Source organism: Caldisericum exile AZM16c01 (genome assembly GCF_000284335.1).
Lineage (GTDB): Bacteria > Caldisericota > Caldisericia > Caldisericales > Caldisericaceae > Caldisericum > Caldisericum exile.
The window spans coordinates 934,545-960,807 of record NC_017096.1 but is presented as its reverse complement, the minus strand read 5'-3'; the positions used below and the strand labels follow the sequence as shown (position 1 = coordinate 960,807).

29 protein-coding genes, 1 tRNA gene and 1 pseudogene are annotated in these 26,263 nt (G+C 34.8%); 24 read left to right on the top strand and 7 right to left on the bottom strand.

The genetic code is table 11. The annotated features are described in order from the left end of the window. Nucleotides 1–1,038, top strand: a complete 1,038-nt coding sequence (mtnA, locus tag CSE_RS04755) for an S-methyl-5-thioribose-1-phosphate isomerase (RefSeq protein ID WP_014453509.1) — start codon at nucleotides 1–3, stop codon at nucleotides 1,036–1,038. Here mtnA and CSE_RS04750 read toward each other — a convergent pair. Both CSE_RS04750 and CSE_RS04745 read right to left on the bottom strand, forming a co-directional pair. Beyond that, nucleotides 1,024–1,449: a hypothetical protein gene (locus tag CSE_RS04750; RefSeq protein ID WP_014453508.1), complete on the bottom strand. Its 426-nt coding sequence runs from the start codon at nucleotides 1,447–1,449 to the stop codon at nucleotides 1,024–1,026. The genes mtnA and CSE_RS04750 overlap by 15 nt on opposite strands. Before the next feature lies 1 nt (nucleotide 1,450). Beyond that, on the bottom strand, nucleotides 1,451–2,377 hold the full coding sequence (locus CSE_RS04745) for an alpha/beta fold hydrolase (protein ID WP_156785897.1): 927 nt from the start codon (nucleotides 2,375–2,377) through the stop codon (nucleotides 1,451–1,453). Between the two features lie 76 nt (nucleotides 2,378–2,453). Between CSE_RS04745 and CSE_RS04740 the strand changes: the two genes are divergently transcribed. From CSE_RS04740 to CSE_RS04715, 6 genes are all read left to right on the top strand, one after another. Further along, nucleotides 2,454–2,543, top strand: a tRNA-Ser gene (locus CSE_RS04740). Nucleotides 2,544–2,550: 7 nt separating this feature from the next. Beyond that, nucleotides 2,551–3,666, top strand: a complete 1,116-nt coding sequence (locus tag CSE_RS08305; RefSeq protein ID WP_014453506.1) for an FAD-dependent monooxygenase — start codon at nucleotides 2,551–2,553, stop codon at nucleotides 3,664–3,666. An 8-nt stretch (nucleotides 3,667–3,674) separates the two neighbouring features. Then, nucleotides 3,675–4,226 carry a DUF6580 family putative transport protein gene (locus CSE_RS04730; RefSeq protein ID WP_014453505.1) on the top strand — a complete coding sequence of 184 codons (552 nt, stop codon included), beginning with the start codon at nucleotides 3,675–3,677 and terminating at the stop codon, nucleotides 4,224–4,226. Further along, a complete protein-coding gene (locus tag CSE_RS04725; protein WP_014453504.1) occupies nucleotides 4,213–5,922 on the top strand; it encodes an ABC transporter ATP-binding protein in 1,710 nt (569 codons plus the stop codon). The genes CSE_RS04730 and CSE_RS04725 overlap by 14 nt, the downstream gene beginning before the upstream one ends. Beyond that, a complete protein-coding gene (locus tag CSE_RS04720; RefSeq protein ID WP_014453503.1) occupies nucleotides 5,919–7,637 on the top strand; it encodes an ABC transporter ATP-binding protein in 1,719 nt (572 codons plus the stop codon). The genes CSE_RS04725 and CSE_RS04720 overlap by 4 nt, the downstream gene beginning before the upstream one ends. A gap of 173 nt (nucleotides 7,638–7,810) precedes the next feature. Beyond that, nucleotides 7,811–9,013, top strand: coding sequence for an MFS transporter (locus CSE_RS04715; RefSeq protein WP_014453501.1), 1,203 nt, complete (start codon nucleotides 7,811–7,813; stop codon nucleotides 9,011–9,013). Nucleotides 9,014–9,029: 16 nt separating this feature from the next. Here the strand turns inward: CSE_RS04715 and amrA are convergent, their stop codons facing one another. Together amrA and amrB are read right to left on the bottom strand one after the other, a co-directional pair. Then, nucleotides 9,030–9,608, bottom strand: coding sequence for an AmmeMemoRadiSam system protein A (gene amrA, locus CSE_RS04710; protein ID WP_014453500.1), 579 nt, complete (start codon nucleotides 9,606–9,608; stop codon nucleotides 9,030–9,032). After that, nucleotides 9,605–10,399 carry an AmmeMemoRadiSam system protein B gene (gene amrB / locus CSE_RS04705; protein ID WP_014453499.1) on the bottom strand — a complete coding sequence of 265 codons (795 nt, stop codon included), beginning with the start codon at nucleotides 10,397–10,399 and terminating at the stop codon, nucleotides 9,605–9,607. The genes amrA and amrB overlap by 4 nt, the downstream gene beginning before the upstream one ends. 136 nt (nucleotides 10,400–10,535) lie before the next feature. On the opposite strand from amrB, the gene CSE_RS04700 reads away from it, so the two are divergent. The 4 genes from CSE_RS04700 to argF are packed head-to-tail and all read left to right on the top strand — an operon-like array spanning nucleotide 10,536 to nucleotide 14,770. After that, nucleotides 10,536–12,053: an SDH family Clp fold serine proteinase gene (locus tag CSE_RS04700; protein WP_014453498.1), complete on the top strand. Its 1,518-nt coding sequence runs from the start codon at nucleotides 10,536–10,538 to the stop codon at nucleotides 12,051–12,053. 8 nt (nucleotides 12,054–12,061) lie between these two features. After that, complete coding sequence (locus CSE_RS04695; RefSeq protein ID WP_014453497.1) at nucleotides 12,062–12,484, top strand: hypothetical protein; 423 nt, start codon at nucleotides 12,062–12,064, stop codon at nucleotides 12,482–12,484. Nucleotides 12,485–12,516: 32 nt separating this feature from the next. After that, nucleotides 12,517–13,836 carry a cyclic 2,3-diphosphoglycerate synthase gene (locus CSE_RS04690; RefSeq protein WP_014453496.1) on the top strand — a complete coding sequence of 440 codons (1,320 nt, stop codon included), beginning with the start codon at nucleotides 12,517–12,519 and terminating at the stop codon, nucleotides 13,834–13,836. Nucleotide 13,837: 1 nt separating this feature from the next. Continuing rightward, nucleotides 13,838–14,770: an ornithine carbamoyltransferase gene (gene argF / locus CSE_RS04685; protein WP_014453495.1), complete on the top strand. Its 933-nt coding sequence runs from the start codon at nucleotides 13,838–13,840 to the stop codon at nucleotides 14,768–14,770. Nucleotides 14,771–14,832: 62 nt separating this feature from the next. Here argF and pdo read toward each other — a convergent pair whose 3' ends face one another. From pdo to rsfS, 3 genes are read right to left on the bottom strand one after another with little or no spacing between them, the layout of a single operon-like run. Further along, complete coding sequence (gene pdo, locus CSE_RS04680; protein ID WP_014453494.1) at nucleotides 14,833–15,513, bottom strand: protein disulfide oxidoreductase; 681 nt, start codon at nucleotides 15,511–15,513, stop codon at nucleotides 14,833–14,835. A gap of 14 nt (nucleotides 15,514–15,527) precedes the next feature. Further along, entirely contained in the window at nucleotides 15,528–16,496 is a 969-nt protein-coding gene (trxB, locus tag CSE_RS04675) for a thioredoxin-disulfide reductase (RefSeq protein WP_014453493.1), read from the bottom strand. Nucleotides 16,497–16,555: 59 nt separating this feature from the next. Then, on the bottom strand, nucleotides 16,556–16,915 hold the full coding sequence (rsfS, locus tag CSE_RS04670) for a ribosome silencing factor (protein WP_041726080.1): 360 nt from the start codon (nucleotides 16,913–16,915) through the stop codon (nucleotides 16,556–16,558). Nucleotides 16,916–16,986: 71 nt separating this feature from the next. Between rsfS and CSE_RS04665 the strand changes: the two genes are divergently transcribed. The 13 genes and pseudogenes from CSE_RS04665 to CSE_RS04610 all read left to right on the top strand — a co-directional run bounded on the left by CSE_RS04665 (nucleotide 16,987) and on the right by CSE_RS04610 (nucleotide 26,263). Beyond that, complete coding sequence (locus CSE_RS04665) at nucleotides 16,987–17,346, top strand: roadblock/LC7 domain-containing protein (protein ID WP_014453491.1); 360 nt, start codon at nucleotides 16,987–16,989, stop codon at nucleotides 17,344–17,346. Beyond that, the gene (locus tag CSE_RS04660) at nucleotides 17,346–17,690 is read left to right on the top strand and encodes a roadblock/LC7 domain-containing protein (protein ID WP_014453490.1); all 345 of its coding nucleotides are present in this window, start codon (nucleotides 17,346–17,348) and stop codon (nucleotides 17,688–17,690) included. Before CSE_RS04665 ends, CSE_RS04660 begins: the two co-directional genes overlap by 1 nt. Before the next feature lie 10 nt (nucleotides 17,691–17,700). Then, nucleotides 17,701–19,605: a methionine--tRNA ligase gene (gene metG, locus CSE_RS04655; protein WP_014453489.1), complete on the top strand. Its 1,905-nt coding sequence runs from the start codon at nucleotides 17,701–17,703 to the stop codon at nucleotides 19,603–19,605. After that, nucleotides 19,605–20,396, top strand: coding sequence for a TatD family hydrolase (locus tag CSE_RS04650; protein ID WP_014453488.1), 792 nt, complete (start codon nucleotides 19,605–19,607; stop codon nucleotides 20,394–20,396). The genes metG and CSE_RS04650 overlap by 1 nt, the downstream gene beginning before the upstream one ends. Next, nucleotides 20,381–21,211 carry a sulfide/dihydroorotate dehydrogenase-like FAD/NAD-binding protein gene (locus CSE_RS04645; RefSeq protein ID WP_014453487.1) on the top strand — a complete coding sequence of 277 codons (831 nt, stop codon included), beginning with the start codon at nucleotides 20,381–20,383 and terminating at the stop codon, nucleotides 21,209–21,211. Before CSE_RS04650 ends, CSE_RS04645 begins: the two co-directional genes overlap by 16 nt. Then, the gene (gltA, locus tag CSE_RS04640; protein WP_014453486.1) at nucleotides 21,208–22,608 is read left to right on the top strand and encodes an NADPH-dependent glutamate synthase; all 1,401 of its coding nucleotides are present in this window, start codon (nucleotides 21,208–21,210) and stop codon (nucleotides 22,606–22,608) included. The genes CSE_RS04645 and gltA overlap by 4 nt, the downstream gene beginning before the upstream one ends. A gap of 1 nt (nucleotide 22,609) precedes the next feature. Further along, nucleotides 22,610–22,900 (top strand): hypothetical protein, encoded by a 291-nt coding sequence (locus CSE_RS08510; protein ID WP_014453485.1) that lies wholly within the window; start codon nucleotides 22,610–22,612, stop codon nucleotides 22,898–22,900. Next, nucleotides 22,852–23,631: pseudogene (locus tag CSE_RS04635) on the top strand (radical SAM protein); the annotation flags it as partial. The gene CSE_RS08510 and the pseudogene CSE_RS04635, both read left to right, overlap by 49 nt. Continuing rightward, nucleotides 23,624–24,616 carry an FAD:protein FMN transferase gene (locus tag CSE_RS04630; RefSeq protein ID WP_014453483.1) on the top strand — a complete coding sequence of 331 codons (993 nt, stop codon included), beginning with the start codon at nucleotides 23,624–23,626 and terminating at the stop codon, nucleotides 24,614–24,616. The pseudogene CSE_RS04635 and the gene CSE_RS04630, both read left to right, overlap by 8 nt. Then, nucleotides 24,600–24,971: a NusG domain II-containing protein gene (locus tag CSE_RS04625; RefSeq protein WP_014453482.1), complete on the top strand. Its 372-nt coding sequence runs from the start codon at nucleotides 24,600–24,602 to the stop codon at nucleotides 24,969–24,971. Before CSE_RS04630 ends, CSE_RS04625 begins: the two co-directional genes overlap by 17 nt. After that, nucleotides 24,949–25,470, top strand: coding sequence for a Gx transporter family protein (locus CSE_RS04620; protein ID WP_014453481.1), 522 nt, complete (start codon nucleotides 24,949–24,951; stop codon nucleotides 25,468–25,470). The genes CSE_RS04625 and CSE_RS04620 overlap by 23 nt, the downstream gene beginning before the upstream one ends. Next, a complete protein-coding gene (locus CSE_RS04615; protein WP_014453480.1) occupies nucleotides 25,467–25,709 on the top strand; it encodes a DUF4321 domain-containing protein in 243 nt (80 codons plus the stop codon). The genes CSE_RS04620 and CSE_RS04615 overlap by 4 nt, the downstream gene beginning before the upstream one ends. Next, nucleotides 25,706–26,263, top strand: a complete 558-nt coding sequence (locus tag CSE_RS04610) for a Maf family protein (RefSeq protein ID WP_014453479.1) — start codon at nucleotides 25,706–25,708, stop codon at nucleotides 26,261–26,263. Before CSE_RS04615 ends, CSE_RS04610 begins: the two co-directional genes overlap by 4 nt.

Genomic DNA, 26,263 nt, shown 5'->3' with positions numbered 1-26,263 from the left:
ATGGAAATCCGTTCCCTTTATTTTGATGGAAGCATTCTTCATATCTTAGACCAGAGATATCTTCCTTTTGAAGTTATAGATGTGCAGTGTAAAACTGAATGTGATGTATGGGAAGCAATTAATAAAATGAAAATTAGAGGAGCGCCTGCAATAGGCGTTGCCGCTGCCTATGGAATGTATTTAGGACTTAGAAATTTTGAAGGTTCAACTGAAACATTTATCCAAAAGGCAAAAGAGTTGAAGGATTACCTTGATAGTGCAAGGCCAACTGCAGTAAACCTTGCATGGGCGACAAAAAGAATCCTTGATAAAATTCTTTCAAATGGGGAAAAAAGCCCTGAAGAATTAAAACAAATAGCGCTTATTGAAGCAAAGAATATTGAAAATGAAGATATTGAGAGAAATTTCAAAATTGGGGAATTCGGATCTGAATTATTCACAGATGGTGATACAATAATGACAATCTGTAATACGGGTGAACTTGCAACAATAAAACATGGCACAGCATTTTCTGTAATTAAAAGGTCTTTTGAAAAGTACAAAAATATTTCAGTAATTGCGCTTGAAACGCGCCCGTATTTGCAAGGTGCTCGTCTTACAGCGTTTGAATTAAAAGAGGCAGGAATACCCTTTAGACTCATAACAGATAATATGGCTGCATTTGTGATGCAAAAAGGTCTTGTCTCAGGGATAGTTACAGGCGCAGATAGGATTGCATCAAATGGTGACACTGCAAACAAGGTTGGCACATATATGCTTGCAGTTTTAGCACACTATCACAAAATACCTTTTTATGTTGCAGCACCTCTTTCGACAATTGACTTAAACATTGAAAGTGGTAAAGAAATCCCAATTGAGGAAAGAAATTCTGATGAAGTAACACATTGTATGGGACAAAGAATCGCTCCCAATGGAGTTGAAGTTTATAACTTCTCTTTTGATGTAACTCCTCATGAATTGATCACTGGGATTATTACAGATAAAGGGATTGCATACCCGCCTTTTAAGAAATCAATTAAAAAATTATTCGAATTTTAAAGAGGCTTTAACTGCTTCTATATCTTCAACAATGAGGGTAATAAAACCCTCTTTTTTTGCTTTATAAGATATTAAAGCCGTATAAATTGGTACAAATTCTTTCCTTCCGTCAAAATGCTCTAAAATTTCTTCTTCTTCGATAATAAGTGTTGTTCCTTTTTTTCCTTTCAGGAACTCCTCAATATGGATAATATCTTCAAAATCGTTTTCCTTAAAAATTGGTATATCGATTTCATTTTTTAACTCATTTATAAAAATTAAATCCGAGTCTTTATTTATTCCTTTAATGTATATTCCATCTGCACCTAACTCAGAAAGCCTGTAAGAGAAAATTCTGTAGTTTTCAAAGTTTACCTCTTCTTTTTCAGAAATCTTCAATTTGTTTAAGTCAAGTAATCCTAATATTTTCAAATTAGCCCTCCTTTACGAGTTCATATACCTTATTAAAAAGGAATCTTCTATATGCTATTATAAGATAGTGGTCGCTTAATAGGTTTATAAGTGTTGAAGTGTTAATTGCTTTTTTAAGTGCAAGGGTTGATTCCTTAGGAAAAATTTCGTCAAATATGGCACGAACAAGAATAACTTTACGTCCGTTTATAAGAGGCGCGAAAGTAAGGGGGTCAAACAAGAAACACTCTTTTTTAAATTTAATTCTATCAATATCCGATAGATTTTTAATCTTTTTGAGTATTTCCCAATAATCCTTATGTATTTCGGCACACTTTTCGTAAGTGCAGCCATAAGTTTCATAGTTTGTGTGCGTTTTGTACTTTTGTCGGATAACTTTTGTTGCTATACTCTTCCAAGTGATATATTCAAAGTTTCCGCCAGTAACCGCAAGTAACCCGTTTTTAATTCTTTCTTCAACGCCCATTAAAATCGTGCCAATCATTCCTCCAAAACTAAAACCCAAAAGTGTAAAGCCACTTTTATCCAAGCCCTTACTTTCAAGATAATTCAAATTTTCTCTTATATCTATAATTGCTTGCCTATAGTCCCTTATAGTATCTTCTAAATCGTCTATAAGAAATTTCTCACCATCCTTATACCCTTTAATTCTTCTTTCATTATGAAAGGGAAGTATAGGCGTAAGAAGTGGAATTCCAATCTTTGCAAACCTATGCCCGAAGTATTCAAGGTGCCTTACATTCCTTTCTCCCATTCCATGTAATAATATGATAACCCTGTCGAAAGAGCCTCTTGTGGGAAAGAATAGATATGCAATATTTATGTCATTTTCTTTAAAGTTAGACTTAATAACGCTATCTGAAGTAATTCTTATAATTTTGTAATCCGTAAATGTTTTGAAATTCTCCTCTTTAAATTTAACTTCCACTTGAGGTATATCGTAAATCACAAAAATATTATACCAGAGATTTGATTAAATAAGCACTTTTTATATAATATCTTCTGGAGAGGTGGCTGAGCGGTTGAAAGCGCCTGACTCGAAATCAGGTAGAAGGGCAACCTTCTCGTGGGTTCAAATCCCACCCTCTCCGCCAGAGCGATATGGAAAAACATGATGTAATTATCATTGGTGGTGGTCCTGCTGGTGCAACGCTTGCCCATTTTTTGGGTGAATACAATATTGAATCACTTGTAATTGAAAAAGGCCATCATTTTAGAGATAAAGTATGTGCAGGTGGACTACCAAAGGGAATTTTTAGTATTTTACCTGTGAGTGTAAAAGATAATTTTTCTTATAGTTCCTACAAACTCTTTAAAGTCTTTTATAAAGGAAAACTTGTTGCCTCAGAAATATTTGATAAACCTTTTGCATATGGCGTGATGCGTGATCAATTTGATGAGCACCTGCGCCAGGGTATTACTATACACTATAATGAGAAATTTGTTTCTTACGAGGAAAACAAGAACGGCATCGTAGTGAAAACCGACAAAAATATCTATAAGGGCAAACTCCTTGTTGGTGCAGATGGTATAGGAAGCATGGTATCGGTTCTTTCGGGGCTTAACAAGAAAACAAAAATAGTTATTGCAGAGGAAAAAGAAATTCCAAAAAAAGATCATGAGGAAAGTTTAAATGTATTTTTAGGAGATTTCCCTCTTGGCTACGGTTGGAAATTTAACAAAGATAATGTATCTTCTGTTGGAGCAGGAGCTTTAAAGAAGCATTACAAAAAAGGTCTCTCTAATTTAATCGATAACACATACACTTTAGTAAAAACCTATCCTATATCTCTTTGGGACAGAGACATAAGTCTTTTTAAAGGAAGGATTGTGCTTGTAGGCGAAGCTGGTTCAATTGTAGATCCCTTTAATGCTGCAGGTATATATCACTCAATTTATTCGTCCAAACTGCTTGCCGAGTCAATTAAAGAAAATTTCGAAAGGGGTATTATATCTTTTGAAAACTATATCGAAAAACTAAGTGAAACAATCTTTGAAGAGTTCAAATATGCATTAATTCTTTCAAGTGCGTTCTATCCAATGCTGCCTCTATTGGGTAATGTCGTTTTCAAACCTCACATCCTTGAATTTATAGCAAACGCCCAAAATGAAAGTGGTTATTTATCATATAAATCCGTATTTGAAAGATTTTCAAAGTCGAAGCATATTGAAGTAAAAATTGCATTGTTTATTCTAAAATTACTTAAAATAGTTTAGGAGGTATTATGAAAAAAGATTTGAAAAAGGTTGTGTTTGTATTTTTTGCGCTTGTTTCCGTGTTTTATAGGTTTATTCCTTTTAAACTTCCCAATGTTGAGTTCTTTTCGAGCCTTATTGCATTTACCTTGTTAGGTTTTAACAAAAAAACTGCGTTATCGGTAGTTCCAATTCTCGTTATTCTTTCAGATATCTTGCTTAATATTACTTTGCATGTGCCTTTTGATTTTAGATGGGAGGCAATAGTAATTGTTGGATGGGTTTTGGTTATTTTAACCCAGTATTTACTTAGAGGAAGAAAAATCTATAATGTAATCCTTATGGAGATTGTGGGGACACTTGCCTTTTATTTTATCACTAATAGTATGGTTTTCTTTGTTTTTAATTTTTATCCCAAAACTCTTTTAGGCTATATTACTTGCATGCTTGCAGGTTTGCCATTTTTAAGGAATCAGGCGCTATTTAATTTTGCATTTTCTTTTATTGTTTTTGCATCTATTAACGAGTTAGGCTTTGGAAAAGAGGTTTCAAGAGAGCCAGTAATTAATGAAAACGCTTAAAGATTATTTTAGAAAAGAATTCTTTAGATATGTTGCAATCGTTACTCTTTTAATAGTTGTTGACTTTGCGCAGGTCTATCTTCCGCAATTTACTAAATCTGCGATTGATAGTATCTCGGTAAAAAACACGACAAATCTTTTTAAGTATTCTATCTATATTCTTGTGCTTTCTTTTGGAATAGTAAGTCTCAGATTCTTATATCAAAGTTTGCTACGTAAGGCAGTTTTGAGTTTTGACTATGAACTTAAAAACAAAATTTTTGAAAGTTTTGTATTTTTTAAACGCAAAACACTTGAAAAGTTTGAGATAGGAGATTTGATGTCAAGGGTAACGAATGATACTCAAGCCGTTAGAATGTTTCTAATCATGGGATTTCTTGCAATTATTGATGTGTTTGTCCTTGGGCTTACAACGTTCATATTTATGATGAGAATGAACCTTAAACTTACTCTTGCAGTAAGCGTTCCTCTTTTATTTCTTTTTCCGCTTGCTTTGAATTTTGGCACAAAGATTCACAGGATTTACAAAAGAATCAACATGATATTCGCTGACATGAGCGTGCGTGTGAGGGAACTTGTTAACGGCATAAGGGTTATCAAGGCATTTGTTAAAGAACAATATTTTACAAAATTGTTCCACAATGTCAATCAGGAGTATTTAAAGGAAAATATGCAACTTGTAAAACTGGATGGTTTTTTTGATCCAATTGTTAATTTTATGATTAATGCGGCAAACCTTGTGCTCATTTTCTACGGTGGGCTTCTATATATTAAAGGCGTTGTTGGAATGGGAACAATCGCAGCATTCTTTCAATATATAGAAACTCTCACATGGCCAATGATGGCTGTTGGTTTTTCTATTGCTCTTTACCAGAGAGCAACTGCGTCCCTCTCACGAATTGAGGAGGTACTAAATCAACCTAAAGAAAAGTCAGGAAGACTTATTACAGACATTGAAAGAATTCATATAAAAGACTTACATTTTTCATTCGATGATAATGTCGAAGTACTTAAAGGCATTAGTCTTAATATAAGTAAAGGTGAAGTAATAGGTATAACAGGTGCACCTGGTTCTGGAAAAACGGCCTTAATTCATTTACTACTTAAAATAGTAGATGCGAAGAAAGGCTCGATTTTTTATGATGGAATAGATATTAACAGCATTTCGTTTGAAAGTATAAAGAGAATATTCTCATATGTTCCTCAGGAAGGGTTTTTATTCTCTGACACCATATATAACAACATAAAGATTGGTAATCCAGATGCAACAAGAGAGGAAATCGAAAATGTTGCAAAGGTTGCCTGTATTTACGACGATATTATGTCCTTTAAAGATGGTTTTAACACAGTTGTTGGAGAACAAGGAATAACTTTATCCGGTGGAGAAAGGCAAAGGATTGCAATAGCGCGTGCATTATTAACTAAACGTCCGTATCTCATTCTCGATGATGCCCTTGCAAGTGTTGATTTCAAAACTGAAAGTAACATTATAAAAAATCTTGAAGAGTATTTCATAAAAAATGGGCTAACTGTTATTATGATTTCCGAAAGACTGAGTTCTCTTCTTATCGCAAATCGTATTTTTGTACTTGTTGACGGGAAAATAATCGAAGAAGGCACATTTAACGAGCTAATTTCAAAAGAAGGGTACTTTTACCATCTTTATCGCAAACAACTCTTAGAGGCTAATCTATGAGAAGAGAATCAATTAAAAGGTTTATAGCCTACTTTTTGAAATACAAAATTTTGCTTCTCATAACGTTTTTTGGAATGCTTATTGCCTCAATTACTTCTGCAATTATTCCTTATCTTATTAAGAATGTTATTGATACACTTATCTCAACAAAGGATTTTGGGAATGTAAAAAAATTTCTTATACTCGTCCTTGTTGCAGTTATTTCAAATATTCTTTTCAAGTTAATTCAAATCTATGTAGGAAACTATGCAGGACAGAGAATAATGCAAGATATAAGGCGCGATTTATTTTATACAGTGGCAAGGTTTAAAATTGAATCCTTCTCAAGAGAACCTTCAGGAAAAATAATTACGCGCATTACAAACGATGTTGAAAATATGAATGATCTTCTCAATGCAGGGCTTGTCTCGTTGTTTGCGGATCTTTTATTTATAGCGCTTGCCGTAGGTTTTCTTATCTACATCAATCCAAAACTTGGGCTTATTGTTCTTTCACCTTTACCTGTTGCAGTAATATTCTCTCTATATTTAGGCAATCTGGTTGAAAAAATTTATGAGAAAGTTCGAGATGCCTTAACAAAAATGAATATTCATATGCAAGAAGTTCTTACAGGCATTCATGTAGTCCAGATATTTAATATGGAGAAAAGTGCAATTGAAAAATTTAGAGGATATGCAAAAGATTTTAGGGACAATTTTTATAAATCTCAGGTTACAAATGTTGTATTAAGGCAAACTGTTAATATTTCATCGTACCTATCGATTTTCCTCCTTGTATTTGTAGGTGGTATTTTTACAATAAAAGGCAACGGAACAATAGGCACAATAATTTCATTTTCAAGCTACCTTTCATACCTTTATGGACCCTTAGGGGACCTTTCGGACAAATTCTCGATTTTACAAAATGCGGTTTCGTCTATGGTTAAAATTGATGAGTTTTTAAAGGAAAACGAACTTGAGGAGAATCTTGAGGACGGCGAAAGGTTTGAAGTAGAAGGGAAGGTAACTCTTAATAATGTTTATTTTGCATATGAAAGTGCAAATGATGTGTTGAAGGGAATAAATATCGAGGTTGAGAAAGGGGAAAGTGTTGCGATAGTTGGATTTACAGGTGCAGGGAAAACAACAATTGCGAATTTGATATTTGGATTTTACGATCCAATTAGTGGTGTTGTTTCAATTGATGACCACGATCTCAAATTTGCTTGCAAAGGCCATTTTAGAAAGTATCTTGGAATGGTGTTACAGAATGTGTTTATTTTTAGAGGGACTGTCCTTGATAATATAACTCTTGGAGATGATTATTCGATAGAAAGTGTCGAAAATGTCTGCAAAATGCTTGGAATTTACGACTATATTAAAAGATTACCGAAAGGTTTATACACGGAGTTATCAACCGAAGGAAAGAATATTTCGATGGGAGAGCGTCAACTTATCTCTTTTGCAAGAGCGCTAATTCATAATCCAAGAATATTAATTTTAGATGAGGCAACATCTTCTATTGATTCACGCACAGAAGAACTTATAGAAAAAGGAACGAAAATCCTTATGAAAGGAAGAACTTCTATTATCATTGCACATAGACTCTCGACTATTAGGAACGTTAATAGAATTTATGTATTAAATAAGGGAAGAATTGTTGAAGAAGGCACGCATGAGCAACTACTTGAAAAGAAAGGTCTTTACTATGAATTTTACAAATCTCAATACAAATAAAAAATGGGAAGGCGATGGGGGCACCTTCCCTGGCATGAATAAGAAAGGAGGTAGGTATCAGGTATTCGGTGGCGAATATCTGTACTTACTTGGATGTTAGTATAACAAATTTGAAAACAATGTCAAGAGGGCAGAGGGTATGTTAAGAAAAATTTATAAAATAGGAGGATGAAGTGGAAAAAAGAAAGAATGTTTTAATCTTTGTACTTTTTGGACTAATTACAATGCTTATTGGATTTAATTGGTTCATGTGGGGACCAATTTTAAAGACATTCGTTGAAGAGGGGATGGGAGTAAAGCCTGTCTTTGCTGAACTATTAATTTCTGCTGTTCCGTTTTTGCTTGTTCTCTTCTCCTACTTTGCGGGTGCATATAGTGATAGGAGTCCAAAAAGAACTACGACAATTGCTTCTTTGCTTTTGGGCATTTTTACTGTCTTGAGAGCACTATTTTCATTTAATTTTACACTCTTACTTCTTGCACATTTTGGGTTTGCGCTAAGTGCAACTTTTGCATTTACCTCATGGTCACCCTTAACTTACAGATTATTCTCAAAGGAAAGCGCTTCAAAAATTACCGCATACTTTACGGCATTTCTCGTTTTGGGCCAAATCGTTGCGTTCTTTGTTTCATATCCCCTTGCAAGTATGTTAGGAATTAAGATTTTTCTAATTATTACATCCCTTATTACTCTTGTGACTTCAGTTATATATGTGCTTGTTATTATGGATTGGGATGATTCAATTAGGAATGTACCCTTGAAAAAAAGATTACCATTAAAAGATGGTTTTAAACTTGTGTTTTCAAATAAATCGCTTGTAGTACTTTCTTTAATTTCGTTTTTTGATATCGGTGTTTTTAAGTGGCTTGCAGGATGGTATCCAAAGTTAAATGTTGAGTTTTTGGGTCTTGATCCGACAAAAGCATCTTTTATAAATGCCTTTATCCTTATTGGGTGTCTGCTCGGTGCAATGACAATTCCTGATTTGAGTCATAGGATACGAAAAGTTAAGATATTTTTCATTATACTTCCCATTGTTGTTATCTTGATGATTTTTTTGAGCATGTTTATTAATGTATTTAGTTTGCTTCTTTTTGAGTCTCTCATTTTGGGCATTGCTTTGTTTCCTATATATCCGCTTGGTGTCCATCTTCCAAGTGCTTTTAGTAATGTTGGAATTGAAAACGCAGGAATTGGCAGTGCAATAATACTTATATTTGCAAATCTTGGTGGGACAATTTTTCCTTTATTAGGATCTCTTACGAAAGGTTTTGAGATTTCTTTACTTGTATTTTGTATTGTTCCTATGGTTTTAATTGCTATTCTTGGTCTTATTTTTGAGGATCCAGATACGTATAGACTATCAACTCACTAAACTTTTTGGGCTTGGGTTATCTCAAGCCCATTTCTTTTTCTGAGAAGGCGAGAACCGTGTACACCTCAACTTCTAAATTTTTGTATCTAAAGCAATCACCGTTCAAACCTGCTTTTAAACAGAGATGGGTAAAAAAGTCTTCATGATTTGGTAATTCTTCCCAGACTTGTGGTAGGAAAGTAGCCTGGTAAAATCCTTTTCTTATAATTACGCCGTGTTTGAATGGCTTAACCTTTTCAAAAAGATCTTCTGTGTCCTTGAAATAAATTTTTTCAGGGGGTGATAAAATTGAGATTTCAATTTCAATATAAGGAAGTTCAGATTCATCCACTGGATAAAAACGTGGATCTTTAAAAGCAGCATTTATAGAGTTCTCGATGACATCTAATATAAGAGGTCTTACAGGATAAATTGACCCTATACAACCTCTTAGAGAACCGCTTTCTGTTAATGTGACAAAGGTGCCTCTATCCTGCCAAAATTCTTCATCTGGAAATTCGTCTTTCGTTACTTTTAATTTTCTGCGCTCTTTTAGATAAGTTTCGATTGTTCTCCGAGATAATTTCAAGAGCAGTATTTTATTATTTGCATTCATAAGGTATCTCCGTAGAATACTGCCGATAAATAACCTACGACCTGAGTTTTTGGTCCTGCTGTGTCGCCGCTTGTTGCATACTTAAGCACCTTGCTTTTTAGATTGTTTGCTTTTGCAAAATCAATTACAGTTGCGATACCAGTCTTGCCACAGGCCTCACAATTTAAAATATGTTTCTTGTTAAGTTCCTGAACTGCCTTAATGCAGTGAGAATCTTTTTTGATTGCAATATCATACGGATAGTAATGACTTAAATCAGTACTTACTACAAGGATTGTATTTTCATCAAAAATGGATAGTATTCCTCTTAAAAGTGATTCTTCTGAGATCTCGCTGTATAGAATTGGTACAATTTCAAAGTGTGATAAAGTGTACTGCAAAAATGGAAGTTGCACTTCTATGCTATGCTCTTCAAGGTGTGCATCAAGAATAAAATGAAATTCTTCAAGTTGAAGTAACTTTTGAGCATCTTTCGAAACATTTACAAAACCCAAAGGAGTTTTATAGGCATCAAAGAGACCAACTGAAGCGCCATGAAAATAGGCATAATGTGATGGAGCAATTATTATCACTTTGATATTTTTGAGGTAATCTATGTTCGTGAGCTGTTTATAACTATATCCTGCAATTGGGCCTGAATAGATATAACCTGCGTGTGGTGCAATAATTGCCTTTATATTATCTGTGTCTTCAAGAGGAGCACTTTCTACAAACCTTCTAATCATGCTTTTCAATTCTTCCCTATCTTCAGGGTAAAATGCTCCTGCCACTGCAGTATCCCTTATTTTCATGTTCTCCTCCTTGATCAATTATACCACAGATTTATTCACTTTAGCAAAAATTTTTAAGAAAAATTAAAAAAATTTGTAAAATCTCGATCAAATCAGTATAATAATTTGGAAATTAATTAACTTTTGGGAGGTTTCTATGGACGAGGAAGAAAAAAGAAACGAAGAGATGACTGAAGAAAGTGAGATACCTGAAAAAAGTGAAAGCAATGAAGGACCCAAATCGACAGAAGAATCAAAGAAAACTGAAGAATCCAAAACAACTGAAGAATCAAAAGATAATTTACCACTTCATACCCCTATTCCTCCCACAGAAGAAAAACCACAAAAAGAAACAAGATATATCCTTTTTCTTGTTTACAATGAAAGAGCGCCTGTTGACAGGGATGATGTATTTGATCTTATAGATCAACTGAATAAGATTACAACACCACCTGAAGAAACACGGATTGATATGGTGATCTTGTCAAACGGTGGATATCCCCATCCTGCATACCAAATGATGAATATTGTTCGATCAAAATGTAAAAAATTAAAGGCTGTTGTTCCTCTTTTTGCAAAATCAGCCGCAACTCTTATGACTCTTGCATCTGATGAGATAATAATGGGTCCACAATCCGAAATCGGTCCTCTTGATATGCAGATGGAGCATCCTTTAATTGAAAATCTGCACATATCAGCACTTGAAGGGTATTATCCATTTATGCAACTTTATGGGAAGTTTGTGACCGACTTTTTTCCTCTTGCATTGAAAATGGCTCAGGATATAACGCAAACTGTCCCTATTAAGCGTGAAGATGCTGTTGATATTGCAATGAATACAGCAATGAGTTATCTTGTTCCGATTGTTCAACAGATTAATCCGACTGTTGTTAATATGTGTTACAGGGCACTAACCACCGGAGAACAGTACGCTTATAACTTTCTATTCAGATATATGTTTAAGGATAAGCCAGAAAGAGAAAGGGCAATTCTTGCTTCTCAAACAGCACATGCACTTGTTTGGAACTTCCAAAACCACGGACAGGTGATTTCAAGAGATGACGCAAAATTGCTAAACTTATATGTTGGATTCGGTGAAAGCTACGATTTGTTTGATATGATGTATGTGATTACTAAAGAAATGCTTAGAATACTTGGACAGAGCGGTATAGAAAGGGCTATAAGAGTTGTCTCAATGGAGCAAATAAAGAGGTTACTTAACGTTGATAGTTATCTTGGATATATAACATTCATTGTTTATAAGGCTTATTCACTTGTCGAGCCATTAAGACAATCGTTACAAAATGTTACTGATGTACAGAAGATTTCACTTGCTATTAGACAATTCTTAAGTCAATCTCTTGCAAGCCTACCTCCAATGCCTGAGCAGGAGAAAAACGATATTGCACAAGTTTCTCTTGAACTACTTGAGGACATCTTCCTTAAAAACTTCAAGGATGAAAATGCAATTTATTCTGTTGCTTTCAATAGAATAAGAAAAGAAAAAGCGTTCTCAAAGCCCGTATCAGAAGTTATTGCTGGAAGGATTGTCGAAGCAGTAAGAGAACTTACTCAGACTATTGAAATTGAAATAGACACAACTCCACCAGAGGTTGTGAGTAAGTACATTTTGCAGATTCTTGCATTTCTCCTTGTGTACAATATTAAATTCTGAGGTCTAAAATGTGGAACACAGAAAAGCATACAAAAGCAGAAAACAAAGCTTATATTGATGGAAGAAGTGGTGAGTGGGCGAATCTTCCAATCTATGTAACAGAAATACTCGTTCCGCCTTTAATGGGTTTTATCAAATGGTATATTTTGATTGTTGTAATTTATATTTTAAATCTTCTTTGGGGTTTTGTAAGTGATAAGTTCATTAATTTGAAAATTTCATATATCCTGTGGCAGATAAATAAGTTTCGCTGGATTGTTTTTATTGTATCGGGATATTATTACATTTCAAAGAGTATGTATATAGAAGGTGCTCTTAGTTTGCTTTGGCCATTCATTTCATTGATACTTGCTTTCCTGAATTTCTATAACAAACAGAAGGATATAAAGGCAAAAATTGAAGAAATATTGTATAATAAGGAGCAAAACTAGATTTATCTGAAAATTTATGAAAGGGGTGTTTTATGGAAAGAGTTAGAGTGATTATTATGGGTGCAGCAGGAAGAGATTTCCACAATTTTAATGTGTTTTTTAGAAACAGATCCGAGTATGAAGTAGTTGCGTTTACTGCCACGCAAATACCTAACATTGAAGGAAGAGTTTACCCGAAGGAACTCGCAGGCGAACTTTATCCTAATGGTGTTCCAATTTATCCAGAATCAGAACTTCCAAAACTTATAAAGGATTTGAACGTCCAAAGAGTAGTTTTTGCTTACAGTGATGTTCCGCATGAATACGTTATGCATAAGGCTTCCATTGCTCTTGCAAACGGGGCAGACTTCTGGCTTATGGGTCCAGAAGCTACGATGGTAAAGTCAACAAAGCCGGTTGTCTCTGTATGCGCAGTACGTACAGGTTCAGGGAAAAGTCAAACAACAAGAAAAGTTGTTAAAATTCTTCGCGAAATGGGTAAGAAGGTTGTATCAATTAGGCACCCAATGCCATATGGAAACCTTGTTGAGCAGGCCGTGCAACGCTTTGCAACTTACGAAGATCTTGATAGATACAAGTGCACCATTGAAGAACGTGAGGAATACGAGCCACACATTGACCTTGGTGCCGTAATATATGCTGGTGTTGACTATGAAAGGATTTTGCGAGAAGCAGAGAAAGAAGCAGATGTTATAGTTTGGGATGGTGGAAATAATGATTTCCCATTCTATAAGTCAGATCTTAAGATAGTTGTTGCCGATCCTTTAAGAGCAGGACACGAGCTTTCATACCATCCAGGTGAAACAAACTTTAGAAGTGCTGATGTCATTGTGATTAATAAAGAGGATACTGCAGATTTTGAATCTATTGAACTTGTGAGGAATCATGTAAGGGAAGTAAATCCCAATGCAATTATTGTTGACGCAGCATCACCAATTTTTGTTGATAATGGCGAAATTATAAGAGGAAAGAGAGTGGTTGTGGTAGAAGATGGCCCCACATTAACACATGGTGAAATGAGTTACGGTGCAGGTTATATTGCTGCAAGAAAACTTGGTGCAAGTGAAATAATTTCGCCTGTCCCTTATGCAGTTGGCTCAATAAAGGCAACCTATGAAAAATACAAACAAACAAAGGATGTTTTGCCAGCAATGGGATATAGTGAAGTGCAGATAAGAGAACTCGAAGAAACAATCAACTCTATTCCTGCAGATGTAGTAGTGATAGGAACCCCAATTGATTTAAGAAGAGTTGTTAAACTCAATAAACCTGCTGTGCGAGTAAGATATGAACTTCAGGAGATTGGTAAGCCAGATCTGAAGGATATTTTGACCAAAAAGTTTGGAGGTTAAAATGGCAAAAAGTCTTAAAGGGCGTTCACTTCTTTGCTTAAAGGATTTTACAAAGGAGGAACTTGAGGAGTTTATTTTCCAAGGAGAGAAATTGAAAATTGATTACTATGCTGGAAAAAAAGAGAAACTCCTTGATGGAAAAACAATTGCGGTGTTATTTGAAAAGCCATCAACTCGAACAAGAATTTCTTTTGCAGTGGCAATTCATGAGTTGGGGGCATTCCCATTAATTCTTGAGACATCAAATCTTCAACTTGTAAGAGGTGAAACTGTCCCAGATACAGCGAAAGTTATGGGACGAATGGTTCAGGGAATTGTTGCAAGAGTTTTTGCACAGAAAACACTTGAAGAACTTGCAGAGTTTTCAGGAGTTCCTGTAATAAATGCTCTTTCTGATTTCTCGCATCCATGCCAAGCACTTGGAGATTTCTTAACGATAAAGGAGAAAAAAGGAAAATTGCAAGGAATTAAACTTACATATCTTGGTGACGGAAATAATGTTGCTAACTCGCTTTTAATCGGTGGAAGTATTCTTGGACTTGATGTATCTTTGGGATGTCCAAAGGGTTTTGAACCAGCAAAAGAAGTTATTGATATGGCTCTCCATTTTGCAAAGAAATCGGGATCAAAGATAGAAATAACAAACGATCCTGCTGAAGCTGCAAAGAATGCAGATGTCCTTTACACTGATGTATGGGCGTCAATGGGGCAGGAAGCTGAACATGATAAAAGAGTTGCGATAATGAAGCCATACCAAATTAATTCCTCTATTTTATCCCATGCAAAAGAGGACGCTATTGTGATGCATTGCCTTCCAGCACATCGTGGCGAAGAAATTACTGATGAAGTTCTTGATGGACCTCATTCGGTTGTATTTGATCAAGCAGAAAATAGGCTTCATATTCAAAAGGCAATCCTTTCGCTACTCATATAAAAAACCTTGTATAAATAAAGAGGCCCCCAAATCTTGGGGGCCAAAAAATATTTTCTAATTTTCTATATTAATTTAATGCCTAATGCTTCGTAAACTGATTGAAGGAAAGCATCTTCTGGTAGCGCTCCTTCGAATTCTGCCTTGCCACCGTTTATGACCACTTTAGGAACTGCGTAAACATTAAATTCGTTTGACCAATCTGGAAACTCGTTTGCTTCAATCATTGCACCTATAATATTAGGATTTTCAAGCGCAAATTGATGTGCTGTTCTTACTGCTCTTGGGCAGTATGGACAAGTCGGAGTTACAAAAACAAGTATTTCAACAGGACTTGAGATTTTTCTTACCTTTTCTTTGATGTCAACTGGAAGTTCTGTTTCACCCTTTGAAACATCAACAATGTCTTCTAAAAGTGATGAAAACTCATGACCAGATGGTATACCATAGTAAACGATGTTTTTATTTGTTTTTGAACCTTCGATGAAGAGTGCAGAAATTGCCTTGACCCCATATTCTTTCTCTTTTTCTACGTCATCTTTGTAGATATTTAATTTTATTTTTGGAGAAAGTTCGGCAACTTCTTTTACAATTTCTTCCGTGTAAGGAAGATATTGTTCGTTGAATTTTGTAATCTTTTCACCATTTGTTTCAAAGAATAAGGTAAGTGTTACATCATCCTTTAAATTCTTCTCAAATAAGTCTTTAATGTACGCTGCATCTTTTTCTTTTAAAAGTCTTTCCATTTCTCACCTCTTAATTATAGATTTTTAATATATTTATCAACTTCGGCTGCTGCAATAGCAGCATCACCGCAAGCAGTAATAACTTGCCTCAATGGTGTGTTTCTCACATCGCCAACGGCATACAGGCCTGGTAAATTTGTTTCCATTTTCATATTAGTAACTACAAAACCTCTGTCATCAACATTTACAAGACCTTTTACGAGTTCTGAATTTGGTTTTTCGCCTATTGCAACAAAAACTCCTTCAACTTTGAGTACTTTGTGTTCTTTTGTTACCACATGTTCTACTTCAAGGCCTTCTACCTTTTTGTCTCCAAGAACATGCGCAGGAATGTATTCGAGTTCAAAGGAAATCTTCGGATTAGAAAATGCGGCTTCTTGAAGAATTTTAGTTGCTCTTAATTCCTTTCTTCTATGAACAACTATTACTTTATCAGCAAATTTTGAAAGGGTTAATGCGTCGTGGATTGCAGTATCTCCACCACCAATCACTGCAACAGTTTTATTTTTAAAAAATGCCGCATCACACGTTGCGCAATAAGAAATACCTCTTCCTCTGAACTTCTCCTCTTCAGGAACTGGAAGTTTAACTGGCTCTGCGCCAGTTGCAAGAATTACCGTCCAAGATCTGATTTTTCCATATTCAGTTTCGAGATAAAAAAGATCACTTATCTTTTCTACTTTTCTTACATCAGTAAGCACAATATTTGTTCCAAAGCGTTCAGCCTGTTTTTTGAATAGGTTTACGAGGTCTACCCCAGATATTCCATCTGGAAAACCTGGGTAATTTTCCACCCATTCACTTACTGCAATCTGTCCTCCTACCGCAACTTTCTCAAATAATACGAATTTAAGCTTAAAACGAGCTGCATAGATTGCAGCAGTAAGTCCTGCGGGTCCACCGCCTATAATTGCAAGATCATAAATTTCTTCTGTATCCAATTTTTCTTTCTTTACCTCGTGAACCGAAAAAAATTCTTCCATAAATACAGCCTCCTAAAAATTATTACTTCCGAAGTATTATATTAATCTGAGAAAATTTGTCAAGATTTTAGCTTTCTCTTAGGAGTTATTTTTGGGCCTACTTCTTCCCAGATTCTTTCAAGATCGTAAAATTTTCTCTTTTCCTCGGTCATAATATGCACTATTACGCTTCCATAATCCATTGCAATCCAACTTGAATCTGTACCTTTGTCAATAGAAATAGGAGTTATCTGTTTCTTTTTGAGCTTTTCTTCTACTTCATAAGAAATTGCATCACAATGTTCTGATACATTACCTGTACAAATTACAAAATAATCAGTTACTATAGTAAGTTTTTTAACATCAAGAATTTTAATATCCTCGCCTTTCTTTTCTTCCATTACTTTTACAATAAAATTTGCAAGTCTTTTACCTTTCATACTCATATTATACCAGAATAATAGCATTTTAATTTAAATTTTGGTATAATTAATTGAATTGGAGGTAAAAAATGGACAATTTAGAAAGCATTATTAAGTCTTTAGGTGAAGAAATTAGCGAATCAGTTTTTGTTGGAATTACAGGAAAAGACGGGTTGCCAGTTTCTATGTATGCTAAAGAAAGCATAGAATCTTCACTTGCAAGCGCAGAAGTTTCCTCGATTTTTTCAATTATTGAAAGATCATTAAAAAATCTTTCTTTAGGAAAAGCAAAGGAATTTTTTGTTTTGTCCGACGGCTATGGTATATTTGGGACTCCTCTTATTTATGATTGTTATTTATTTGTTATCGCAAGGGAACCTATTAATCTTGGTAAAGTAAGAATTGAGTTTAAAAAATATGTACCTAAGATTGAGGAGATGATGAAATAATGGAAAAAATTCTTTCTAAGCTAAAAGGTCTTCCTGGAGTTTTAGGCGTTTACCTTGTTGATAGTGATGGAAATCTCCTTTATGTAAATTCAAGCCTTGACAACCCTCCAATTGAACTATCGTATGCGCTTTCATCTTTAAGAGGGTATCTTAATGATTTGCTTGATTCCACAAAAATGGGTAAATTTGTTGATTCTTTTATAGATGGAAGCGTAGGAAGGATAATTTTTAACAGTCTTAAAAATGGTGATTTGTTAGTTGTGTTTGCAAGTAATGTTAGTAATTTAGGTATGATTAAATTTGAAATGTCTAATGCCATACAGCAAATTGAGAATATAAGATAAGGAGTGTTTTATGGAAAAGTTTTACATTACAACTGCAATTTACTATGTGAATTCAAAGCCACATATCGGATCTGTATCTGAAGCAATTGCAGCAGATGTAATTGCAAGGTACAAAAGGCTATCTAACTTTGATGTTTTCTTTTCCACTGGGACCGACGAACACTCTCAAAAAATTGAAGCAAAAGCAAAAGAATTAGGTATCGATCCTCAAAGGTTTGTTGACGAGGCAGCAAGTCTATGGAGGAACATATTCGATAAATTTAACATATCTTATTCAAGATTTATCCGTACAAGTGACTCTGATCATATGGAAGTCGTGAAAGATTTCTTTACGAAAATGTATGAAAATGGAGATATTTACTTAAGCACATATGAAGGTTGGTATTGTGTAAGAGATGAAACTTTTTTGAAAGATTCAGAACTTGTTGATGGAAAATGTCCTCATTGCGGCGGGGAAGTTCAAAAACTCTCTGAAGATAATTACTTTTTTAGGCTGAGTAAATATAGGGATGCCCTTCTTAATTTTTATTTAGAAAATCCTCAATTTGTAGAACCTGAGAGCAGATATAATGAACTCTTAAATATTTTGAAAAGTGGGCTTCAAGATATTTCTGTTTCAAGGAAGTCTTTCAAATTTGGTATTCATGTTCCATTTGATGAAGACCATACAATTTATGTTTGGTATGACGCACTGATTAACTATGTGTCTGCAGTAGGATATCTTACAGACAAAGATAAGTTTAATAAATATTGGCCTGCAGATTTGCATCTTATTGGGAAAGATATCACGCGCTTCCATGGAATTGTATGGCCTGCAATGTTAATGAGTGTTGGTTTACCTTTACCAAAGAAGATTTTTGCACACGGTTTTTGGAATCTTGAAGGAATGAAGATGTCAAAGTCCCTTGGAAATGTAGTAGATCCAATAGATTTTGTAGAGAATTTTTCTAAACTTTCAAACATCTCTTTTGAAAAGAGTGTAGATGTTCTAAGATACTATCTTTCAAGAGAAGCAATTTTTGGTTTGGATGGCGACTTTAGGATGGAATCGTTCTTTAGAAGATATAATTCGGACCTTGCAAATGATTACGGAAACCTTATTAATAGGACTTTAAATATGCTTGCAAAGTATAAAAACCTTGAAGTACCTTCTTACAGTGTAGATCCGGAATTTGTAGCATTTTCAAAAGAGAAATTTGCAAGTTTTGAAGAGAGTTTTGAAAAATATGGACTTTCATTCGCTTTGGATAGAGTTTTCGAAATCATCTCTTATTTAAATAACTACATCCAGGTGAAGGAACCTTGGAAACATACAAATGATATTAATACACTAAATACTGTTTTGAGTACTCTTCTTGAAGGGATTGCATATGCAACTATTCTTTTGCAACCTTTTATGCCAAATGTTACCAAGTTTGTACTTGATGAGTTTGGTGTAGAACGTAGAAATATTTCGGAGTATAACGGTAAACTTGTAAAGAAAAATGTTTTAAAACTTTTTGAGCCTATCTTCCCAAGACTTGAGAAAGAGACAATCGAGCTTGAGAAAAAGGGTGAAACAAAAGAGGAAAATGTAGTTATAGTGTCAAAGATAAAATACGAGGATTTTACAAAACTTGATCTAAGGGTTGCAAAAATTTTAAGTGCAAGGCGTGTAAAGAATTCAGATAAACTTATTGAATTAAGAGTCTCCTTAGGAAGCGAAGAGAGGACAATAGTTGCAGGTATTGGTAAGTTTTACTCAGAGGAAGAACTTGTAGGGAAGAAAATTGTAATTATTGCAAACCTTGAGGAAAGAAAACTAATGGGCATAACATCGCAAGGGATGCTTCTTGCGGCTTCTACACCTAATAAGGAAAATCTTTCACTTCTTATTGTTGATAAAGATATAGAAGAAGGAGCAAAAATAAGTTAATGATTGTTGACTCACATGCACATGTATTTAAGGAATATTATACCGAAAGTGAAATAGAAGAAATCCTTGAACAAAAAAGTTTAATAGTAAATGTTGTTGGATATGACCTTTCAAGTTCAATAGAGAGCCTTGAATTAGCTTCAAGATACATTAACATTTTTTCTACATGTGGAATTCATCCTTACGATATTAATAAATTGAACAATGAAACATTAGATAAGTTGAAAAAACTTCTTGGCAATAAGAAAACTGTTGCCGTTGGAGAAATTGGGCTTGATTACTTTCGAGATTTAACAAAAAAAGATGACCAACTTAAAGGTTTTAGAAAACAAATTAAACTTGCAAAAGAAACAGATCTGCCTATTGTTATTCACTCTCGAGATGCATTTTTCGACACTATCTCCATATTACTTGATGAGGGGTATTTTAAAGGTGTCTTCCATTCCTTTGATTATGGTGTTGAAGAAGTAAAAAAGGTTTTAGATATGGGTTTTTATGTCTCATTTTCTGGGATATTAACATTTAGCAAAAGAGAAGATTTAAGAGAGGCTTTAAGAATTGTGCCTCTTGATAGGCTTCTTTTGGAAACTGATTCGCCATATTTGACGCCTGTTCCGTTGAGGGGGAAGAAAAATAAGCCCCAAAATGTTGAGATTATTTACGATTTTGTTGCAAATTTAAAAGGTGTTGAAAAAGATGTGCTTCACAAAACTGTGTGTAATAATTTTTTTGATATATTTGATAAGGCAAATTTAACAATGGGGAAGGAGGTAGCATGTTTAAAATCTTAAGAAAAGAGATTTTGGGACCTGAGATGGTTCTTATGGAACTTGCAGCACCAAACGTTGCAAAAACTGCTGAGCCTGGACAATTTGTGGTTGTAAGGGTTTACGAAAAAGGGGAACGAATTCCCTTGACGATTGCTGATTTTGATAGGACAAAAGGCACTGTTACTATTGTGTTTCAGAAGATTGGAAAGACAACTCATCTTCTTGGAACAAAGAATGAAGGTGATGCTCTTGCTGATGTTTTTGGCCCACTTGGTAATCCAACTGAAATTGAAAGTTTTGGAAAAGTGGTGGTAGTAGGTGGCGGTATAGGGATTGCGCCGATTTATCCAATTTCAAGAAAACTTAAAAGTAAAGGAAATAGAGTGATAAGCATTATTGGATACAGGGCTAAAGATTACGTTTTTTGGGAAGAGAAAATGCGATCTGTATCTGATAAACTCCTAATTTCAACAAACGATGGAAGCTATGGAGAAAAGGGTTTTGTTACAGATGTTTTGAAAAGGGTGCTTGAAGAGGAAAAAGACATTGAGCGTGTATTCACAATTGGGCCAGCTGTGATGATGAAAGCAGTTGCGGACATGACACGGCCTTATAGTATAAAAACAATTGCAAGTTTAAATTCGCTCATGGTTTGTGGAATGGGAATGTGTGGTGCTTGCAGAGTTACTGTTGGCGGAGAAACAAAATTTACATGTTCAGACGGTCCTGATTTCGATGCGCACCTTGTTGATTTTGATGAACTTATGAAAAGGCTAAATATCTATAAGGAAGAAGAAAAGTTGTCTTTTGAAAAGTGGAAGGAGGAAGTAAAATGAACGTTAATAAAAAACTTACTCCAATGAAAGAGCAGGAACCGCACGAGAGAAGAAACAATTTTTTTGAGGTTCCTTTAGGATATACAAAAGAGGAAGCGATTTTAGAGGCTTCGAGATGTTTGCAGTGTCCTACGCATCCTTGTATTGAGGGATGTCCAGTTCACATAAATATTCCTGCCTTCATTAAAGCAATTAAAGAAGAAAAATTTGATCTTGCAATAGATATAATCCATGAATCAAATCTTCTTCCTGCAGTAACAGGAAGGGTTTGTCCACAGGAGGAGCAGTGTCAGGCTGTTTGTGTAATGGGTAAAGTTGGTGATCCGGTTGGAATTGGGCGTCTTGAAAGATTTGTTGCCGATTTAGATCTTGAAAAAAGGCGAAAAGGAGAAGTTACAGTTCCCAAAAAGGAAAAAGATAACGGTATAAAGGTTGCAATAGTTGGTTCGGGACCTGCTGGACTTTCCTGTGCTGCAGATTTATCTAGAATGGGATATGACGTTACAATTTTTGAAGCATTCCATGTTGCAGGTGGTGTGTTAGTATACGGAATACCGGAGTTCAGATTGCCAAAGGCGATTGTTGAAGAGGAAATATCAATGCTATCAAAGATGGGAGTAAAGTTCGTGTTTGATTTTCTTGTAGGTCGAACAAGGACAATCCAAGGACTTTTTGATGATGGATTTAAGGCAGTATTTTTAGGAACAGGCGCAGGACTTCCCCAGTTTATGCATATACCAGGTGAGAATCTTGGCGGGATATATTCTGCAAATGAATTTCTTACAAGGGTAAACCTTATGAAGGCATACAAATTCCCAGAATTTGATACTCCAATAAAGAGAGCAAAAAGAGTTGCCGTTATTGGCGGTGGAAACGTTGCAATGGATGCTGCAAGAACTGCTCTAAGACTTGGAGCAGAGCACGTTTATCTTATTTATAGAAGATCAAGAGAAGAAATGCCTGCAAGGGCTGAAGAAATAGTACATGCAGAAGAAGAAGGCATTGAGTTTGTATTGTTATCTAATCCCGTAAGGTACATTGGTGATGAGAAGGGATTTGTAAAACAAGTAGAGTGTATTAAGATGCAGTTGGGCGAGCCTGATAGTTCTGGAAGACGAAGACCAATTCCAATAGAAGGTTCAGAATTTACAATAGACATTGATGAAGCAATTGTTGCAATTGGAACTACGCCCAATCCAATCATTGCAAAGACAACCGAAGGTTTAAAAGTTGGAAGACATGGTGAAATTCTTGTTGATGAAAATTTACAGACATCCGTTAAAGGTGTTTTTGCAGGTGGGGATATTGTTACAGGTGCAGCGACAGTTATTACTGCAATGGGTGCAGGCCGTCTTGCCGCAAAGTCAATCGACAGATTCATAAAGGGAGAGATTTAGTATGGATGAAGCCCTCCTCTGGGAGCCTCTTGAAGGGAACAAGGTTCGGTGTAATCTGTGTAACTTTAGGTGTGCCATTCCAGATGGTAAATCTGGCATCTGTAAAGTAAGAATAAACAAAAGCGGAAAACTATATACGCTACTTAATTCTTATGTTTCTTCATGGGCACTTGATCCAATCGAAAAAAGCCTGTTTACCACTATTATCCAGGGAGCCTTGTCCTTTCATTTGGAACATGGGGGTGTAATTTCCGTTGTCGTGGTTGTCAAAATTATGAAATTTCCCGATTAAAAGAGCCAAACTTTGATTTGTCTTTGATTTCAGAAGAAATACCTCCAGAGGAGGCAGTGCGTTTAGCACTACGTTATCATGCACAAGGAATTGCGTGGACTTATAATGAACCAACAATATGGTTTGAATATACTTTTAAATCTGCTCAACTTGCAAAGAAAAACGGACTATACACAGTTTATGTAACAAATGGTTCAATTACAAAAGAGGGGCTTGACTTAATTGGACCATACCTTGATGTTTTTAGAGTTGATATAAAAGCGTTTTCACAGGAAACTTACAACAAAATCACGCCTATCTTTGACTTTCACAAAATCCTTGAAAGTGTTATCTATGCAAAAGAACGTTGGAATATGCATATTGAAATTGTAACAAACATAATTCCGACAATTAATGATAATATTGAAGAGTTGAGAAATCTTGCAATATTTATTCGTGACAACCTTGGCAAAAAAACGCCATGGCATATAACCCGTTTTTATCCATATCTTGACCTGTCGCACCTTTATCCAACGCCTATAGAAACACTCGAAAAGGTTAGGGAAATGGGTATTAGTGAGAATTTGGATTTTGTTTATATTGGAAATGTTCCAGGACATCCATATGAAGATACCTATTGTCCAAAATGTAAAAGAAGAGTTATAAAGCGATCAGGATTCGAAATAGTTGAAAATCATACGCATAATGGAAAGTGTGATTTTTGCGGGGAGGATCTGGGAATTGTTGAGTAAAAAAATTGTTGTTACAATTTCAATATTTGTTTTACTTATTCTTCTTTTAATATACTTTGCGAATCTCTCATATTCTGTTGAGATATACAGCATGAACACTGTCATTGATATAAAAGTTTGGGGGATAAATAGATTTAAAATAGTTAATGAGATAGAAAGCGAAATTAACCGCCTTAACTTACTGTTTGATGATTTTAATCCTAATTCAGAAGTTTCTAAGATAAATAGTAACGCAGGTGTTAAACCAGTGGATGTTTCACCTGAAACAGTTGACATAATCAAAAAGGCTAAGGATATGTATTTTAAAACAGATGGAAGTTTTAACATTATGATTGCGCCTGTCCTTAATCTTTGGGGGTTTAAAACAGGTGAGTTCCGAGTTCCGAGTGATTCCGAAATAGAATCTGCGTTAAAGTTGACTAATAATATAAACGATATTGAAATTATTCATAACAGTGTCTTTTTGAAAAGAAGTGGTGAAGAAATTGATTTAGGAGGGATTGCAAAGGGCTATACACTTGATAAAGTTTACGAAATTTTGAAGAGAAATAATATAAATAAAGCAATAGTAAATATGGGTGGGAATGTACTGGTTTATAGCAAAAATCCAGATGATGTATTTAAAATAGGGATAAAACATCCAAGAAGTAACGGTATTATTGCGGTAGTTCAGGTAAAAAGTGGTACATTTATTGCAACTTCGGGTGATTATGAGCGTTTCTTTGAGTACAACGGCGTTAGGTATTGTCATATAATTGATCCTAAAACAGGCAAACCTGCTCAAAGGGTAGTTTCAACAACCGCAATAACAAATGTCGGATATATTGGTGATGTCCTTTCGACTGCTATGTTTGTTGAAGGAAAAGAAGGTACCTTTTCGTTAGCAAATAAATTTAATATAGCGTCTGTTGTTGTTGATGATAGTCTAAAAATTTTTTACACTGATAATTTGAAGGGGTTAATTACTCTTGAAACCGGGGGATAAAATAATTTTACTGTTGGTGGTTGTTTCTCTTGTTTTGGGAATTGGAATTAGGCTTTATGGGAATAGAAATTCTTCTAAATATGTTGTTGTCATGGCCGATGGAAAACTTTACCAAAAGATTCCTCTTTTAAAAGACCTTAAAAAGAGCATAATAATGGTAAAAAGTAATGAAGGTTATCTTTACTTAGAAATTGAACAAGATAGAGTAAGAGTGATTGACTCTACATGTCCTGATAAACTTTGTATTAAACAAGGATGGATTTCAAATATTGGTGAGACAATCGTTTGTCTTCCAAATAGAATTACTATTTCAATTGTAGGAGGTAATGTTAGTGTCGACTCAATTTCCTACTAATTCAAAGATACGAACTATTGTATATCTTTCACTTCTTATTTCAATTGGTGTAGTTCTGAATCTTATTGAGCCTGTTCAACTGTTTCCGCTATTACCTGGCGCAAAACTTGGACTTGCAAATCTTTCGACTGTTCTTGCGATTTTACTTTTTAATGGTGGATATGGAATACTTGTTGCAATTTTTAGAACCATTGTAAGTCAAGTGTTTAGAGGATCATTCAATTGGCTCTCTTTTGGAACAAGTTTCTTTGGTGGAGTAAGTGCCGCCGTTTTAATGGCAATAGTATTTCACTTATTCAGGAAAAAAATTAGTATAGAAGGAATATCTGCACTTGGTGGAATAGTAAATAATATTTCACAAGTAATTTTTGTTTACTTGGTAACTAAAAATTCATTTTTTCTTTTTTATCTCTTTTTTCTTATCCCAATTGGTGGTGTTTCAGGTTTTGTTATTGGAGTTTTGTCTAAGGCTGTGTATAATAGGTTGAAGTTGCGATGAAGAAATTTTCTTACGGAAGATTCTTTATTTTTGTAATTTTGGGGCTTATCATTGGAACGCCTCTTGGTGTATTTATTGGAAAAGTTTTTCCAGTATTTGATTACGGATTAAATTTTGGTTTTCCTACTATGAGTCTTGACTTTGTATTTATTAAGTTAACTTTTGGTGTATCGATTAAGATCAATGTTGGCTCAATTATTGGAGTTATCCTTTTTGTGCTGTTCTTTACTCTAACATGAGATTCATTCTTGCAAGTAGCTCCGAAAGACGCATTGAATATTTAAAAAATTTTGGCTTTGACTTTGAAGTAAAGAAAATTGAAGTAACTGAAAAAATCTTTAACAATGACCCTGTGAAGACTGTTGTATATAACGCATACATGAAGGCATATAAGGTACGTAAGCACTATAATCTTCCCGTCGTTGGAATGGATACAATAGTCGAATTAAACGGAAGAATTTTTGGAAAACCTAAAGATGAAAAGGAAAATGTTAAAATGATTAAAAAACTTCTTGGGAATAGCCATCGTGTCATAACGGGAATTGTTGCTTTAAAAGATGAATTTAGTATAATTGATTACGAAATTTCTATTGTACACTTTCGAAAAGAGGTTGATATGGAACTTATTAAAAAATATGTTGCCTCAAAAGAAGGTCTTGATAAAGCAGGTGGATATGCGATACAGGGGCTTGGGTCTATTTTCATTGACGAAGTTTCAGGGCCTTTAGATAACGTTATTGGAGTTCCGATTTTGAAAGTGCACGAAATTTTAAAAATGATGGAAGAGGTGTAA